General features: G+C 72.7%; 12 protein-coding genes and 1 pseudogene. 3 read left to right on the top strand and 10 right to left on the bottom strand.

From position 1 onward, the window contains the following. Positions 1–315, bottom strand: a 315-nt coding sequence (locus VG276_27305) for a hypothetical protein (GenBank protein ID HEV8652996.1), incomplete at its 3' end; no start/stop codon positions are given. 169 nt (positions 316–484) lie between these two features. Further along, entirely contained in the window at positions 485–3,478 is a 2,994-nt protein-coding gene (gene uvrA / locus VG276_27300) for an excinuclease ABC subunit UvrA (GenBank protein HEV8652995.1), read from the bottom strand. 187 nt (positions 3,479–3,665) lie between these two features. Here uvrA and VG276_27295 point away from each other — a divergent pair, with 187 nt between their 5' ends. Then, positions 3,666–4,325: an MBL fold metallo-hydrolase gene (locus VG276_27295; protein ID HEV8652994.1), complete on the top strand. Its 660-nt coding sequence runs from the start codon at positions 3,666–3,668 to the stop codon at positions 4,323–4,325. A gap of 187 nt (positions 4,326–4,512) precedes the next feature. On the opposite strand, the gene VG276_27290 is transcribed toward VG276_27295, so the two are convergent. From VG276_27290 to VG276_27280, 3 genes are read right to left on the bottom strand one after another with little or no spacing between them, the layout of a single operon-like run. Beyond that, positions 4,513–5,352 (bottom strand): EAL domain-containing protein, encoded by an 840-nt coding sequence (locus tag VG276_27290; protein ID HEV8652993.1) that lies wholly within the window; start codon positions 5,350–5,352, stop codon positions 4,513–4,515. Next, positions 5,294–6,259 (bottom strand): PAS domain S-box protein, encoded by a 966-nt coding sequence (locus tag VG276_27285; protein ID HEV8652992.1) that lies wholly within the window; start codon positions 6,257–6,259, stop codon positions 5,294–5,296. The genes VG276_27290 and VG276_27285 overlap by 59 nt, the downstream gene beginning before the upstream one ends. Then, positions 6,238–6,747: a hypothetical protein gene (locus VG276_27280; protein HEV8652991.1), complete on the bottom strand. Its 510-nt coding sequence runs from the start codon at positions 6,745–6,747 to the stop codon at positions 6,238–6,240. Before VG276_27280 ends, VG276_27285 begins: the two co-directional genes overlap by 22 nt. A gap of 110 nt (positions 6,748–6,857) precedes the next feature. Here VG276_27280 and VG276_27275 point away from each other — a divergent pair. Beyond that, a pseudogene (locus VG276_27275) lies at positions 6,858–7,019 on the top strand (nitrile hydratase subunit alpha). On the opposite strand, the gene VG276_27270 reads toward VG276_27275, so the two are convergent. Beyond that, on the bottom strand, positions 6,987–8,891 hold the full coding sequence (locus tag VG276_27270; GenBank protein HEV8652990.1) for a penicillin-binding transpeptidase domain-containing protein: 1,905 nt from the start codon (positions 8,889–8,891) through the stop codon (positions 6,987–6,989). The pseudogene VG276_27275 and the gene VG276_27270 overlap by 33 nt on opposite strands. Before the next feature lie 119 nt (positions 8,892–9,010). Continuing rightward, a complete protein-coding gene (uvrB, locus tag VG276_27265; protein ID HEV8652989.1) occupies positions 9,011–11,065 on the bottom strand; it encodes an excinuclease ABC subunit UvrB in 2,055 nt (684 codons plus the stop codon). Between the two features lie 198 nt (positions 11,066–11,263). On the opposite strand from uvrB, the gene murA reads away from it, so the two are divergent. Continuing rightward, positions 11,264–12,544 (top strand): UDP-N-acetylglucosamine 1-carboxyvinyltransferase, encoded by a 1,281-nt coding sequence (gene murA / locus VG276_27260; protein ID HEV8652988.1) that lies wholly within the window; start codon positions 11,264–11,266, stop codon positions 12,542–12,544. Between the two features lie 145 nt (positions 12,545–12,689). On the opposite strand, the gene VG276_27255 is transcribed toward murA, so the two are convergent. From VG276_27255 to coaE, 3 genes are all read right to left on the bottom strand, one after another. Then, the gene (locus VG276_27255; protein ID HEV8652987.1) at positions 12,690–13,556 is read right to left on the bottom strand and encodes a DUF2785 domain-containing protein; all 867 of its coding nucleotides are present in this window, start codon (positions 13,554–13,556) and stop codon (positions 12,690–12,692) included. After that, positions 13,556–14,365, bottom strand: coding sequence for an HAD-IA family hydrolase (locus VG276_27250; protein HEV8652986.1), 810 nt, complete (start codon positions 14,363–14,365; stop codon positions 13,556–13,558). The genes VG276_27255 and VG276_27250 overlap by 1 nt, the downstream gene beginning before the upstream one ends. Positions 14,366–14,432: 67 nt before the next feature. Further along, on the bottom strand, positions 14,433–15,065 hold the full coding sequence (gene coaE, locus VG276_27245) for a dephospho-CoA kinase (protein HEV8652985.1): 633 nt from the start codon (positions 15,063–15,065) through the stop codon (positions 14,433–14,435). Positions 15,066–15,087 lie beyond the last annotated feature (22 nt).

The following is a 15,087-nucleotide window of genomic DNA, read 5'->3' as shown; positions in this document are numbered from 1 at the left end:
GGGGGGCTCGGTAGTCATCACCTCCGCCGCAGTTGCGAACCGGTCGGCTACTGGCAGTCGCTCCTCGTGCAGCAGCGGATCCCACTGCTCGGCCAGCCATTCGATCAGCGGAAGGAGATACCAATGCACCGAGTCGTCTGACTCGTCGGCGACCGCATGAGTACAGATGTTGACCCCATCGATCCAGATCCGAAGGCTTCCCCAGGAGCCGCTGTAGGCGGGGTCATCGAACCCATCCTTGTCAGGATCCCGCTCGAACGAGAGCCGTACGGCGAACCGGGCAGTATCGCCAGCGAACCGCTCCCAGGTGCTCACCGTCTCCTCCCTTGTCTTGACCGCTGGTCCGGCCGGTCCCGACGCAGGACCCTACGAGAGATGCGACCCTCCTGCTCCCATCTACTGATGACATCCGAGGGGACCTGTGTGAAGGGGGTGCGAAACTACCAGACGAGATGAGAGCGTGAAGCGGGAGGCCGACGCGGCGTCAGCCGGTGGCCCGCTTGCCGGGTGCCCGGGACCGCTTGGGCTTGGCCGCGGCGGGGGCGTCCTCGGCGGCGGAGGCGTCCTCGGCGTCCTCGGCGGCGGAGGCGTCCTCGGCGTTGGCGGCGGCGGGGGCGTCCTCGGCGGCGGGCGAGACGCCGAGCACGTCGGCCAGGAACCAGCCGGTGTAGGAGCCGGGGGCGCGCGCGACCCGCTCCGGGGGGCCCTGGGCGACGACCTGCCCGCCCCCGCTGCCGCCCTCCGGGCCGAGGTCGAGGACCCAGTCGGCCGTCTTGATCACGTCGAGGTTGTGCTCGATCACGATCACCGAGTTGCCGGTGTCGACCAGCCGGTGGAGCACCCCGAGCAGCTTGTTGACGTCCTCGAAGTGCAGCCCGGTGGTGGGCTCGTCGAGCACGTACAGGGTCCGGCCGGTGGCCCGCTTGGCCAGCTCGCTGGCCAGCTTCACCCGCTGCGCCTCCCCGCCCGACAGCGTCGGCGCCGGCTGCCCGAGCTTGATGTAGCCGAGACCCACGTCGTTGAGCGTCTCGAGGTGCCGGGCGATCGGCGGGATGTTGGCGAACAGGGCCAGGCCCTCCTCGACCGACATGTCCAGCACGTCGGCGATCGTGTGGCTCTTGTAGTGGACCTCGAGGGTCTCGCGGTTGTAGCGCTTGCCCTTGCACACCTCGCAGGGGACGTAGATGTCGGGCAGGAACTGCATGTCGATCTTGATGGTGCCGTCGCCCGAGCACGCCTCGCAGCGGCCTCCCTTGACGTTGAAGGAGAACCGTCCCGGCTGGTACCCGCGCACCTTGGCCTCGTTGGTCTGGGCGAACAACCGGCGGACGTGGTCGAACACGCCGGTGTAGGTGGCCGGGTTGGACCGCGGCGTGCGGCCGATGGGCGACTGGTCGACGTCGATCACCTTGTCGAGGTGCTCGGCGCCGGTGAGCGCGACGAACCGGCCCGGGGAGCTCCGCGAGCGGTACACGGCCTGCATGAGCGCTTTGAGCAGCACGTCGTTGACCAGCGTGGACTTGCCAGACCCGGACACGCCGGTGACGCAGGTGAACACCCCGAGCGGGAAGCGGGCGGTCAGGTTCCTGAGGTTGTGCTCGCGCACCCCGGTCACCTCGAGCCAGCGCTCGCCGGGCTTGCGCCGGGACGGCGGCACCGCGATCGACCGCTTGCCCGACATGTACTGCCCGGTCAGCGACGCCTCGACCCGCTCGAGGTCGGCCAAGCCGCCCTCGGCGACGATCTCGCCGCCGTGCTCGCCGGCGCCCGGCCCGATGTCGACCAGGTAGTCGGCGGTCTTGATGGTGGCCTCGTCGTGCTCGACCACGATCAGGGTGTTGCCGAGGTCCCGGAGCCGGACCAGCGTCTCGATCAGCCGGTGGTTGTCGCGCTGGTGCAGCCCGATCGAGGGCTCGTCGAGCACGTACAGCACCCCGGTGAGGCCCGAGCCGATCTGGGTGGCCAGCCGGATGCGCTGCGCCTCGCCTCCGGCCAGACTGGCCGAGGCCCGGTCCAGGCTGAGGTAGTCGAGCCCGACGTCGAGCAGGAAGCCGAGCCGGGCGTTGATCTCCTTGAGCACCCGGGCGGCGATGAACGCGTCCCGGTCGGAAAGCTCCAGGGAGCGGAAGAACGCGGCCGTCTCCCCTACCGACATGCCGGCCACCTCGGCGATGTTGCGCCCGGCCACGGTCACGGCCAGGCTCTCGGGCCGCAGCCGGGCGCCCTTGCAGGTCGGGCAGGGCACCTCGCGCATGAACGACTCGACCCGCTCGCGCAGCGCGTCGGACTCGGCCTCGGCGTAGCGGCGGTTGAGGTAGGGCACCACGCCCTCGTAGCTGGTGTGGTAGGCACGGCTGCGCCCGTAGCGGTTCTTGTACCTGACGTAGACCTGCTGGTCGGCTCCGTACAGCAGCACCCGCTGGTGCTCGGGGGCGAGCTCGCCCCAGGGGGTGGCCGCGTCGAAGCCGTAGGTCTCGGCCACCGCCGACAGCAGCCGGTCGAAGTACTCGGTGTTGCCCTTGCCCCACTGCCAGGGGGTGATCGCGCCCTCGGCGACCGACAGGGCCTGGTTGGGCACGACCAGCTCGGGGTCGACCTCCTGCTTGACGCCGAGCCCGGTGCAGTCCGGGCAGGCACCGTAGGGGGCGTTGAACGAGAAGTTCCGCGGCGCCAGGTCCTCGAACGACAGGTTGTCGTACAGGCAGGCCAGGTGGGTGGAGAACCGCAGCTCCCGCTGCTGGTCGACCAGCTCGACGTGGACCAGCCCGTCGGCCAGGCCGACGGCGGTCTCGACCGAGTCGGCCAGCCGCCGCCTGGACTTCTCGTCGGCCTCCGGGCCCCTGGCCACCAGCCGGTCGACCACGATCTCGATGTCGTGCTTGTAGGTCTTGGCCAGCCGGATCGGCTCGGAGAGGTCGCGGACCTCGCCGTCGACCCTGGCCCGGGCGAACCCCTTGGCCGAGAAGCTGCGCAGCAGCGCCTCGTACTCGCCCTTGCGGCCGCGGACCACCGGGGCGAGCACCTGGAAGCGGGTGCCCGGCGGGAGGTCGAGGATCTGGTCGACGATCTGGTCGGGGGTCTGCCGGGCGATCGGCCGGCCGCACTTGGGGCAGTGGGGCTGGCCGATGCGGGCGTAGAGCAGCCGCAGGTAGTCGTAGATCTCGGTGATCGTGCCGACCGTCGAGCGCGGGTTCTTGGAGGTCGACTTCTGGTCGATCGAGATGGCCGGGGAGAGCCCCTCGATGAAGTCGACGTCGGGCTTCTCCATCAGCCCGAGGAACTGGCGGGCGTAGGCCGACAGCGACTCCACGTAGCGACGCTGGCCCTCGGCATAGATGGTGTCGAAGGCGAGCGACGACTTCCCGGACCCGGACAGCCCGGTGAACACGACCAGCGCGTTGCGAGGCAGGTCGAGGCTGATGTTCTTCAGGTTGTGCTCGCGGGCGCCCCGGATGACGAGGCGGTCGGTGGCGCTCAGGGTCGTGTCCTCGTGGTCAGGGGGAAGCGTGGATCGGCCCCCACATTGTAAGGACGGGTGTGACAACGGGCCTCACCCGGGCACGGCCTGCCGTCGTCGGCCGTCAGCCGTCGTCGCCGTCATGGGTGACAATGCCTACGGCGCCCGGCGCATTCCCACCTGACCCGCGCAGCCGAGGAGGCACCCCATGGCCAGCTTCGACCCAGCCCACGTCGAGCGGGGCGGCCCACCGTACCAGTACCCCGACGGCGCCCTGCGCGTGACCAAGCTCCACGTCGGGCCGTGGGAGAACAACGCCTACCTGCTCCACGACCCCCAGTCCAACGAGGGGCTGCTGGTCGACGCGGCCAACGAGGCCGACCGCCTGCTCTCCGAGCTGCTGACCGGGATCCAGCTGGTGGGGATCGTGACCACCCACCGGCACCCCGACCACGTCCAGGCCCTCCGGGCCGTGCTGCGCAAGCACGACGTCTGGAACGGGGCGCACCCCGCCGACGCCGACGCGATCGCGGCCGAGGTCGGGGTGACGCCCGACCGCGTGCTCGAGCACGGCGACACCATCGGCGTCGGCGGCTGGGGCATCACCGTGCTGCACACCCCGGGCCACACCGAGGGCAGCATCTCGTTCAAGCTCCCGTCCAGCCAGGTGCTGACCGGCGACGCGCTGTTCCCGGGCGGCCCGGGCAGGACCGAGGGCCGGGCAGCGTTCGACCAGGCCATCGCCTCGATCGAGCAGCACCTGTTCACGCTGCCGGCCGAGACCCGCGTCTCCCCCGGCCACGGCGACGACACCTTGGTCGGCACCGAGGCGCCCCACCTCGAGGAGTGGCGGGCGCGGGGCTGGTAGCCGACGCGTCCTGCGGGGACCTCGCCCACGCGTCGCCGGGCCGCCCGACCCTCGGCTCGGGCCCGGCCCGCCGCCCTCGGCGCTGGCGTCGTCCGCGCCGGCGCCGGGCTGGCTCACCTCCCGGAGGCGGAGCGCCAGCCGCTCGAGGGTCTCACGGTCCCGCCGTCCGCGCCGGCGCCGGGCTGGCTCACCCCTGGGACTGTGGCGTGAGCCCCTGGGACTGTGGCGTGAGCCCCTGCCGGGCGTGGAGCAGGCCGGCGAGCTGCTCGGCATCCAGAGGTCTGGCGAAGTAGTAGCCCTGGCCGAGCTGGCAGCCCAGGTCGCGCAGCCGTTCGAGCTGGTCGAGCTGCTCGATGCCTTCGGCGACCGTGGCCAGGCCGAAGGTCGTGGCGAGCTCGATGACGGCTTGGGTGAGCGCGGCGGCGTCGGGGCTGCTGGCGACCTCGTCCACGAAGGCCTTGTCGATCTTGAGGACGTCGACGGGCAGGCGGCGCAGGTAGCTCAGTGAGGAGTAGCCGGTGCCGAAGTCGTCGATCGCAAGCCGGACGTCCAAGCCGTCGAGCTCGGCCAGGGTGATCGTGGTGGTGTCGACGTCGGTGATCAGCAGGCTTTCGGTCAGCTCAAGGGTCAGGTGGCGGGGTTCCAGGCCGGTCGTGGCCAGGGTCTGGGCGACCTCGCCGGCCAGGTGAGGTTGGGCGAGCTGGACCGCCGACAGGTTCACGCTGATGCCCAGCTGTTCGCATCCGGGGATGGTGGCCTGCCAGTAACGGGTCTGCTGGCAGGCGTGGTGCAGCACCCAGGCGCCGATCCCGACCAGCAGGCCGGTCTCCTCAGCCAAGGGGATGAAGCTGCCCGGGGCCAGCAGCCCCCGGGTCGGGTGCTGCCAGCGCACCAAGGCCTCCAGGCCGGTGACACGGCCGCTGCGCAGGTCGACGATCGGCTGGTAGTGCAGGCGGAACTGGTCGTGGTCAAGGGCCTGGCGCAGGTCGGCCTCGAGCTCCGCGCGGTCGACCACGGCGGCGCGCATGCTCGGGTCGAAGACCCGGAAGCCGTTCCCGCCGTCCGCCTTGGCCTGGTACATGGCCACGTCGGCGTCGCGCACCAGGTCGCCCGGCTGGGCGCCCGGCCCGGCGGCTGATCATGCCGGCCGGCTCACCACTGGGGGTCCGCAGCGGCGCGGTCGACAGCTCCACGTCGATGGGGATGCCGTCGCTGCGGTGCTGGCGCAGCTCCAAGCGGGCGGTGGCCTGCCCCTGACCGCGGGCGGCGACAGGCTGGACCGCCGGCCAGCCCGGCTCGAGGCTGGCCGGATGGGGCTGACCCAGGACCTCCTCGCGCCGCCAGCCGTAGATGCGCTCGGCGGCCGGGTTCCACAGCCGCACCCGCCGGTTGCGGTCGAGCTCGACGATGGCGACGGGAGAGGCGTCGATGATCGCGCTGAGCCGGTGCAGCAGCCGCTCCCGTTCGGCTTGGGCGGCGACCTGGCCGGCGAGGCTGCGCATGCGCAGCAGGGTGAGCCCGAACAGCACCGCCGAGGCACCCGCGATGATCGTCCCGTCGATCGGCTCGCCGAGGACGGCCTGGACGAAGAGCACGGCTGGGGCCACCAGTGCGGCCCCGGCGAGCGCGGCCAGCCGCGCACGCGACAGCCGGGCTGCGGCCGGCTCGCCCGGCTCGGACAGCGCCCCCATCGACGGGTGCAACGCGGCCGCGCCCCAGCCGACGTAGGACAGCAGCCAGCCTGCGTCTGGCAGCCCCCCGATCTGGTAGGCGCCGTGCAGCTGCGCCAGTGCGTACAGGCCGTCGGCGCCCAAGAGCGCGGCCAGGCCGCCCAGGAGCAGCCAATAGGCGGGTGGGCGGGCACCGCCGCTGACGGCCATGCGGGCCACGACCGCCACGACCAGCAGATCCATCAACGGGTAGGCCAGCGACACCGCCCGCACCGGCAGGACAGGGCAGCCGTTTGCAGGTAGGGCGCGAGCAGGAACACCCAGGCGAGCAGCCCGATCCCGGTGGTGATGATCAGCGCGTCCAGCAGGCCGTCGCGGTCCCGCCCGGGGCTGCGTCGGCGCAACAGCAGCAGCAGCCCGGTCACGAACATCGGGTAGTGGCCCAGGTACAGGCCGTCCGCCGGCGCCGGGTAGCGCGTGTCGTGGAGCAACTCGTGGTAGGTGTAGAACGTGACGTCCGCTGCGAAGTACACCAGCTGCGCGGTGGCGAACAGCACCCAGGGCAGCCGAAACGCCGGCCGGTGCCAGCGCACCCCGACCACGATCGCCGCAACCGCCGCCGCGCTCAGCAGCTCGTAGCAGACGACCCTGCTGACCAGCGGCGCCGCGCTGACCACCTCGGGCAGCACCCAGGCCGCGACGCTGACCAGCAGACCGATGACCAGGTAACCCTGCCATGCACGTGTTCGCATACTGGTTGCATCGGACGATCACCAGTCCACCTGAGCCACGTCCAGCAATCGACCCACGCTGGCCGCTGACTGCCGGCTCGTCCCGGGATCGGTTGCGGCCCGGCCCGGTCAGCGAGGCCTATCGGGCCCGGATGGTCCGGGAGCCGCGGGCGGTGCTGGCCGAGTTCGGGCTCGAGCTGCCACCCGAGGTCGAGGTCACCGCCTGGGACGCCAGCGCCGAGGCTCGCTACCGGGTTGGGCTAGCGGAGCGCGCCGAGGAAGCGGGCACCGACCGGTGCGGCCACCCGGCCGCCGACGCCGCCGCCCTCGACGACCACGGCGAACGCCAGGTCGCCACGGAACCCGATGAACCAGGCGTGGGTCGGCAAGGGGTCGCCACGGCCGAACTCGGCCGTGCCGGTCTTGCCCCCCGCGCCGGCCGGGAGCCTGGCCGGCGCGGCCGTGCCCTCGGTCACGACCGCCCGCATGAGGCCGCGCAGGGCGCCGGCGACCTGCGGGTCCAGGGGGCGCGGGGGCGCTGGCGGCGGCCCGGACGTGACCAGTCGGGGCGCGCGCCAGGCACCGCTCTGCACGGTCGCGGCCACGGTGGCCATCTGGAGCGGGCTGGCCACCACCCGGCCCTGGCCGATCGCGGCGGCGGCCAGCTCGGTCCTGTCCCCGGGGGCCGGGAAGCTGCCCTTGACGGCCGGGATCCCCGGGGACAGGTCGCTGCCGAAGCCGAAGCGCTCGCCGGCCGCGGCCAGCTTGGCCGCGTCGAGCCGGCCGGCGGCGAGCTGGACGAACGCGGTGTTGCAGGAGTGGGCGAACGCCGCGGAGAACGGGATCGCCCCGAGCTGCTCGCCCTCGAAGTTGCGGAACGACCGGCCCCCGACGGCCACGGTGGGCGGGCAGGTGACCCGGTCGGCCGGTTTCACGCCGGCTTCGAGGAGCGCCTCGGTGGTCACCACCTTGAACGTCGACCCGGGCGGGTACCGGCCGAGCAGCGCCCGGTCGAACCCCCCGCCGGGCGGCCAGTTGGCGACCGCGCGCAGCTCCCCCGTGGACGCCTGCACCGCCACCAGCGCGGCCGGCTTGGCCACCCCGGCCAGGGCCTTGTCGGCTGCCGCCTGGACCCGCGGGTCGAGCGTGGTCCGCAGTGGCGTGCCCGGCCTGCCCGGGAAGCGCTGCAGGACCGTTCGTGGCGCGGCCGCCCCGTCAGCGCCCTGCTGGGCGTCGGCCAGGAGTACCTCGCCGGTGGGGGTGCCGGCGAGCTGGCGCTCGAAGGCGCCCTCGAGGCCGCCGTGCCCGACCAGGTCGCCGGTCTGGTAGGGCGGGCCGAGCCGCTTCAGGTCGTCGGCGGTGGCCGGCGAGACCCGGCCCACGGCCAGCGCGGCCGAGGCGGGTGCGCTGGCCAGCCGGCCGGTCTCGCGCCGGAACCGGATCCCGGGCACCGGGAAGACCTCGGGCCTGACGGCCTGGTAGCGGGCCTCCGAGAGGGTGACCACGGGCACGAACTGGGCGGGCGTGGCGGCCGCCTGGCCGAGCGCGCGGGCCACGGCGGCCGGGGCGGCACCGGCGGGGCCGGTCAGGGCCCGCTGCGCCTGGCCGCGGTCCTTGACCCCCTGCCCTACGACGCCGACGACCACGACGCTGCCCGGCCCGGCCAGCAGGCTGCCGTCCCGGGCGAGGATGGGGGCGCGCTCGGCCTGCGTGCGGCTGCGCGCGAAGCGCTTCCCAGCGACCAGCGACGGGTGGATCGTGGCCGGTGACCAGTCGACCAGCCAGGTCCGCCGGTCCCTCCTGGCCAGCCGGAGCGCGCCCTGGTAGCTCCACTCGCCGAGGCCGCGCAGGTCGAGCCGGGCGGTGAAGGGCGCCTCGGCCCGGTCGCCGTCGCGCCGCACCGGTCCGAGGGCGAACGTCCGCCCACGCACCTTGAGGTTGTCCAGCATGGCGGCGTGCTGGGCCGCGAAGTCGGCCGGGGGCGCCGCGACCAGGCGCTGCATGGCGGCCCAGTCGGCCCGCTGCCAGGCGTCCAGGTAGGCGGCGGCCACCGGCTCGGGCGAGCCGCGCGGGCGCAGCACGAACCACCACGCCCCGGCCCCGGCGGCACCGAGCACCAGGGCGACGGCGACCACCAGCCCGACCACCTTGGAGCCCTTTGACACCGGCCCCTCCCTCCGAGCGACGGCCGAGCGGGCAGTCTACCGGCCGGGTCGGGTTCGCGCCCCTTCCGGCCTGGCGCCCCGGCGACCGGCCCGACCCGGCCGCGGCGAGGGCCCGGGGCTCAGCTGACGCCGGCCTCGACCATGCCGCGCAGCTCGCGGCGGAGGTCGGCCACCTCGTCGCGGAGGCGGGCGGCGTACTCGAAGCGCAGGTCCTTGGCCGCCTCGTGCATCTCCTCCTCGAGCGACTGGATCAGCCGCTCCAGGTCGGCGCGGGGCATCCCGCTGACCGCCGGCTCGCCCCGCCCGGCCCGGCCCCGGCCCGGGGTGGGCGCCCGGCCGCGGCGGCCCCGGCCGCGGCCGCCGGCCTCGTCCTCCTCGCCGCGGAGCGTCTGGATGATGTCGGTCACCCGGCGCCGCACGGTCTGCGGGTCGATGCCGTTGGCCTCGTTGTAGTCGAGCTGGAGCTTGCGGCGGCGGTTGGTCTCGTGGATGGCGCGGCGCATCGACGCCGTGACCTGGTCGGCGTACATGACCACCTGGCCGTCGACGTTGCGGGCGGCCCGGCCGATGGTCTGCACCAGCGAGGTCTCCGAGCGCAGGAAGCCTTCCTTGTCGGCGTCGAGGATGGCGACCAGGGTGACCTCGGGCAGGTCCAGGCCCTCGCGGAGCAGGTTGATGCCGACCAGGGTGTCGAACTCGCCCAGGCGCAGGTCGCGCAGGATCTCGATCCGCTCCACGGTGTTGATCTCGGAGTGGAGGTAGCGCACGCGCAGGCCCATCTCGAGCAGGTAGTCGGTGAGGTCCTCGGCCATCTTCTTGGTCAGCGTGGTCACCAGCGTGCGCTGCTCCCGCTCGACCCGGAGCTTGACCTCGTGGATCAGGTCGTCGATCTGGCCTTTGGTCGGCCGCACCAGCACCTCGGGGTCGACCAGGCCGGTCGGGCGGATGATCTGCTCGACCACGGTGCCGGACTCGCGTAGCTCGTAGGGCCCCGGGGTGGCCGAGACGAAGACCCGCTGGCCGATCCGCTCGAGGAACTCGTCGAAGCGCAGAGGCCGGTTGTCCAGGGCCGACGGCAGGCGGAAGCCGTGCTCGACCAGGGTCGTCTTGCGGCTGCGGTCGCCCTCGTACATCCCGCCGATCTGCGGCACGGTCACGTGGGACTCGTCGAGGAACAGCAGGAAGTCGCTCGGGAAGTAGTCGAGCAGGGTGTTCGGCGGGCTGCCCGGCCCGCGCCCGTCGATGTGGCGCGAGTAGTTCTCGATGCCGTTGCAGAAGCCGACCTCCCGCAGCATCTCGAGGTCGTAGCTGGTGCGCATGCGCAGCCGCTGGGCCTCGAGCAGCTTGCCTTCGCGCTCGAGTTCCTGCAGGCGCTCGGCCAGCTCCGCCTCGATCCCCGAGACGGCCCGCTGCATGCGGGCCGAGCTGGCCACGTAGTGGGTGGCCGGGAAGATGAACAGGTCCTGCCGCTCCCCGACGATCTCACCGGTGACCGGGTCCATGACCAGGATGCGCTCGACCTCGTCGCCGAAGAACTCGATCCGTATGGCCTGCTCCTCGTAGGCCGGGAACACCTCGAGGGTGTCGCCCCGGACGCGGAACTTGCCACGGACGAAGTTGAGGTCGTTGCGGTCGTAGTGGATGGAGACCAGCTTGCGCAGCACCCCGTCCCGGTCGTGCTCCTCCCCGACCTGGAGCCACAGCATCTGGTCGCGGTACTCCTCGGGGGAGCCGAGGCCGTAGATGGCTGAGACCGAGGCCACCACGATCACGTCGCGCCGGGTGAGCAGGGCGAGGGTGGCCGAGTGGCGCAGGCGGTCGATCTCCTCGTTCAGCGAGGAGTCCTTCTCGATGTAGGTGTCGGTCTGCGGGATGTACGCCTCGGGCTGGTAGTAGTCGTAGTAGGACACGAAGTACTCGACCGCGCTGCCCGGGAACAGCTCTTTGAACTCGTTGGTGAGCTGAGCCGCGAGGGTCTTGTTGGGTGCCATCACCAGCGCGGGCCGGCCCATGCGCTCGATCACCCCGGCCATGGTCCGGGTCTTGCCCGACCCGGTGACCCCGAGCAGGGTGAGCGCCGGCTCGCCGTCGTGCAGCCCGTCGACCAGCGCCTCGATGGCCGCCGGCTGGTCGCCGGCGGCGGGCATGTCGCTGACGAGCTTGAACTCGGGCATCGGTGGGGACTCCGGGGGGTGATGGTCAGGCATGGCGACCAGTGTAGGCGGCCCCCGTGACAGCCGCCCGGCCACGCCGGGGCGCCTGCTTCACCCAACTGCAACCCGTGCGAGACGCGGGCGGCACCCGCCGCCCGACAACCTTGCCAGGGCACGGTAGAGTATGCGGCCGTGCCAGGACAGCCGAGTGGGAGAACGATGGAGAGCTTCGTCATCAAGGGCGGGTTGCCGCTCAGCGGCACCGTGCGCCCGACCGGCAACAAGAACGGCGCGCTGCCCATCATCGCGGCGTCCCTGCTGGCCGACGGCCCGGTCGTGCTCCACAACGTGCCCCGCATCCGTGACGTGGACGCCATGCTCCAGCTCACCGCCATGACCGGAGCCCAGGTCGCCGACGTCGGCCCCAACGACGTGCGGATCGACCCACGCGGCGTCCGGCAGGTGAGCCTCGACCCGGCCCTGTGCGCCCGCATCCGGGCCTCGGTGCTGCTGGCCGCTCCCCTGCTGGCCCGGACCGGCCGCTGCACCCTGCCCCCGCCCGGGGGCGACGTGATCGGTCGCCGCCGGCTCGACACCCACCTGCTCGCGTTCCGCTCGCTCGGGGCCACGGTCGAGTTCGACGGGGTGCTCGAGCTGTCGGCCGACCGGCTCACCGGCAAGCCGATGTTCCTGGACGAGGCGTCGGTGACGGCCACCGAGAACGCCGTGACCGCGGCCGTGCTCGCCGAGGGCGAGACGATCATCGGCAACGCCGCCTGCGAGCCCCACGTACAGGACCTGTGCCGGTTCCTCGGCGCGCTCGGGGCCAGGATCGAGGGGGTTGGCTCGAACCGGCTCACGGTCACCGGCGTCGAGGGGCTCTCCGGCGGCGAGTACACCATCGGGCCCGACCACATCGAGGTGGCCAGCTTCATCGGGATCGCCGCCGCCACCGGCGGCGAGCTCGTGATCGAGGGCGTGATCGAGGACGACATGCGCCCGGTCGCGGTCGGCTTCACCCGCCTCGGGGTGATCTGGGAGCTGGAGGGCTCCACGCTGCGGGTGCCGCCCGACCAGCGGCTGGTCGTGCAGGACGACCTGGGCGCGGCCATCCCGAAGATCGACGACGGGCCGTGGCCCGCGTTCCCGGCCGACCTCACCTCGATCGCGGTCGCGGTAGCCACCCAGGCCAAGGGCACCGTGCTGATCTTCGAGAAGATGTTCGAGAACCGGCTGTTCTTCGTGGACAAGCTGGTGGGGATGGGCGCCCGCATCATCATCTGCGACCCCCACCGGGCCGTGGTGAACGGGCCGACCCGGCTCTACGGGGAGCGCCTGGCCTCGCCCGACATCCGGGCCGGCATGGCGCTGCTGCTCGCCGCCCTGGCCGCCGAGGGCGAGTCGGTCATCGGCAACGTCGGCGAGATCGACCGGGGTTACGAGCGAGTCGACGAGCGCCTGCGCGCCCTCGGCGCGAGCATCGAGCGGGCCACGGGCTGAACTGCTCGGAGCCCGCCTGGCGGCGGACGACCGGTTGATCCGCCCGGCAGGTCCGCCGCCCGGAACTGCTCGGGGCGCCTGCGGCGCGGGCATTCATTTCGGCGGCCAAGTTCGGCCGTCGGCCTCGCGCGCTTCAGGCGGGTGGTCAGGTCAGGTCGTAGAACCCGATGTCCATCTGGCGCAGGGTGGCGACCAGGGCGTCCAGGGTCTCGGCGCGGCCGGCGGGCGGCTCGGTGGTGAGCAGGAGCTGGAAGTACAGGCTGCGGAGGAAGCTGGTGGCGTTCATCCGGGCGGTGGCCAGCCCGGGGTCGGTGTAGACCGGCCGCCAGGAGTCGTGGCCGGGCGGTCGCGCGAAGCGGCCGAACCAGGCGGTCAGGAACTCCCGGGAGACCAGGCCGCGGCGCAGCACGGTGAGCGCCGCGTAGGCAAGCCGCTCGTCCTCCTGGTACAAGTAGACCGCGGCGACCGGCTCCAGGAGCTTGTCGGCGATACCGTCCAGCAGCCGCTCGAGCTCGCGGGCGTCGGCGTGCCGGCTGCGGGCGAGCATCATGAGCAGGTCGGCGGTGTGGGCGACGGCGTGCGCCCAGCCGGGACCCTGCACGTACCCGCGCAGGTCCCGCTCCCGGCGCAGGTAGGACAGGCCGCTGTCCAGCAGCTCGAGCACCTCGTCCTCGTCGAGGAAGGGGTGGGCGTTGTCGTAGGCGACCAGCTCCATGAGGATCAGGGTCGAGAACGTGCGCAGGAACACCGAGTCGGTCCCGTCCTCGCCGAGGCCCACCTCCAGGTTGCCGACCATGCGCCGGGCCATGGCGCGCAGCTCGTCCGGGGCGTACTCGCCGCGTTCGATCCAGGTGGCCAGGATCGGGTAGGCGAACTCGTCGCGCAGCTCGTGGTCGACCGACCCGAGCCACGACAGCAGCTCCGGGGTGAGCTCGGCCACCCACTGTCCCTGGGGGAGGGCGTTGTCGGCGCTGACCAGGAATCGAAGGACCCCCCGGTCGACGGCCTCCACTACCGGGCCTCACGCGCTTCAGACAGCCCCGCCCCACACGCTTCAGACAGCCCCGCCCCACACGCTTCAGACAGCCCCGCCCCACACGCTTCAGACAGCCCGGCGTCGACCAGGTCGACCAGCTCGGCGAGCGACTTGATCCGGAGCACGCCTGGAGGCGGGTCGGGGACCCGCCCGTACCGGTCGATCAGCACCCCGGTCATGCCGACCGCACGGGCGCCTGTCACGTCGACGTCGAGGTGGTCGCCGACGTGGATGGCGCTGCCCGCCTCGACGCCGGCCTGCTGGAGGGCCGACAGGAAGATGCCTGGCTCCGGCTTGGCGACCCCGAGCACGCCCGAGATCGCGGTGGCCGCGAACAGGTGGTCGACCCCTTCGAGCTCCAGCACGGTGGCGAGCCACGGCTCGAAGTTCGAGATCACCCCGAGCTTGAGGCCGCGCGCGGCCAGCGCGTCGAGGGCGGGGCGGGCGTCGTCGAACAGCTTGTACGCGGCCGGGTCGCTGAACGCCTCGAACATCCTGTCGGCGAGCGCCGCCCGGTCCCCCTGGTAGCGGAGCTCACCCAGGATGTCGGTGTAGTGCCCGCACCAGAACTCCCGCTGGGTGGCCGGGTCGGTCCAGTCGGTCGGCCAGACGGCGCGGCGGGCGGCGGCGGCGGCCGCGGCCGCTACTGCCGCCTCGGCCAGCTCCACCCCCTCGACGCGGGCGACCCCGATGAAGCGGCCCTCGAAGCTGGGTGCGGGCGCGAGAAGCGTGTCGCCCGCGTCGAGGAAGACGGCGGCCAGCGGGCGCGGGATGGTGTCGGTCACGGGGGGAGGCTACACCAGCGGCGTTGCAGCCCGGCAAGGGCGAGAACGGCCCTTGCTCAGTGGCCTCCTAGGGCAGGCGGATGATGGGCGACGGGCCGTGGCGCTCCCGGAGGCGGCGCTGCAGCTCCTCCCACAGCTCGTCCACGCGGGCGCCCAGCTCCTCGATCGAGCCGGCGTTCTCGACGACGTAGTCGGCTCTGGCCAGGCGCTGCTCGGCGGGGAGCTGGGCCTCGAGCCTCGCCTCGGCGTCGCTCGCCGGCAGGCCCTTGGCGGCGAGGCGGCCGAGCTGGGCGTCGCGGGTGGCGTCCACCACCACGAGGACGTCGACGCCGTCGGCCAGGCTGGTCTCGATCAGCAGGGCGGCGTCGAGGACCACGACGACCTCGCGGCCGATCGACCCCTCGAGCCGCCCGGCGATCCGCTCGAAGATCTCCGGATGGGTGATCTCGTTGAGCAGCGCGAGCTTGGCCTTGTCCTGGAAGACGACATCGGCCAGGGCCTGGCGGTCGATCGAGCCGTCGGGGCGGAGCATCCCCGGACCGAAGTGATCGCGGATCTTGTGCCAGGCGGGGGTGCCAGGCATGACGACCTGGCGGGCGATGAGGTCGGCGTCGACGATCTCGGCCCCGCGCTCGGCGAGCATGGCCGAGACGGTGCTCTTGCCCGACGCGATCCCCCCGGTCAGCCCGACGAGCAGCACGGCGCCTCCTCGGACGGCAGGA

Source organism: Actinomycetes bacterium (assembly GCA_036000965.1).
GTDB lineage: Bacteria > Actinomycetota > CALGFH01 > CALGFH01 > CALGFH01 > DASYUT01.
Note: the sequence above shows the minus strand (reverse complement) of the source record. Positions and strands in the feature narration are given on the sequence as shown.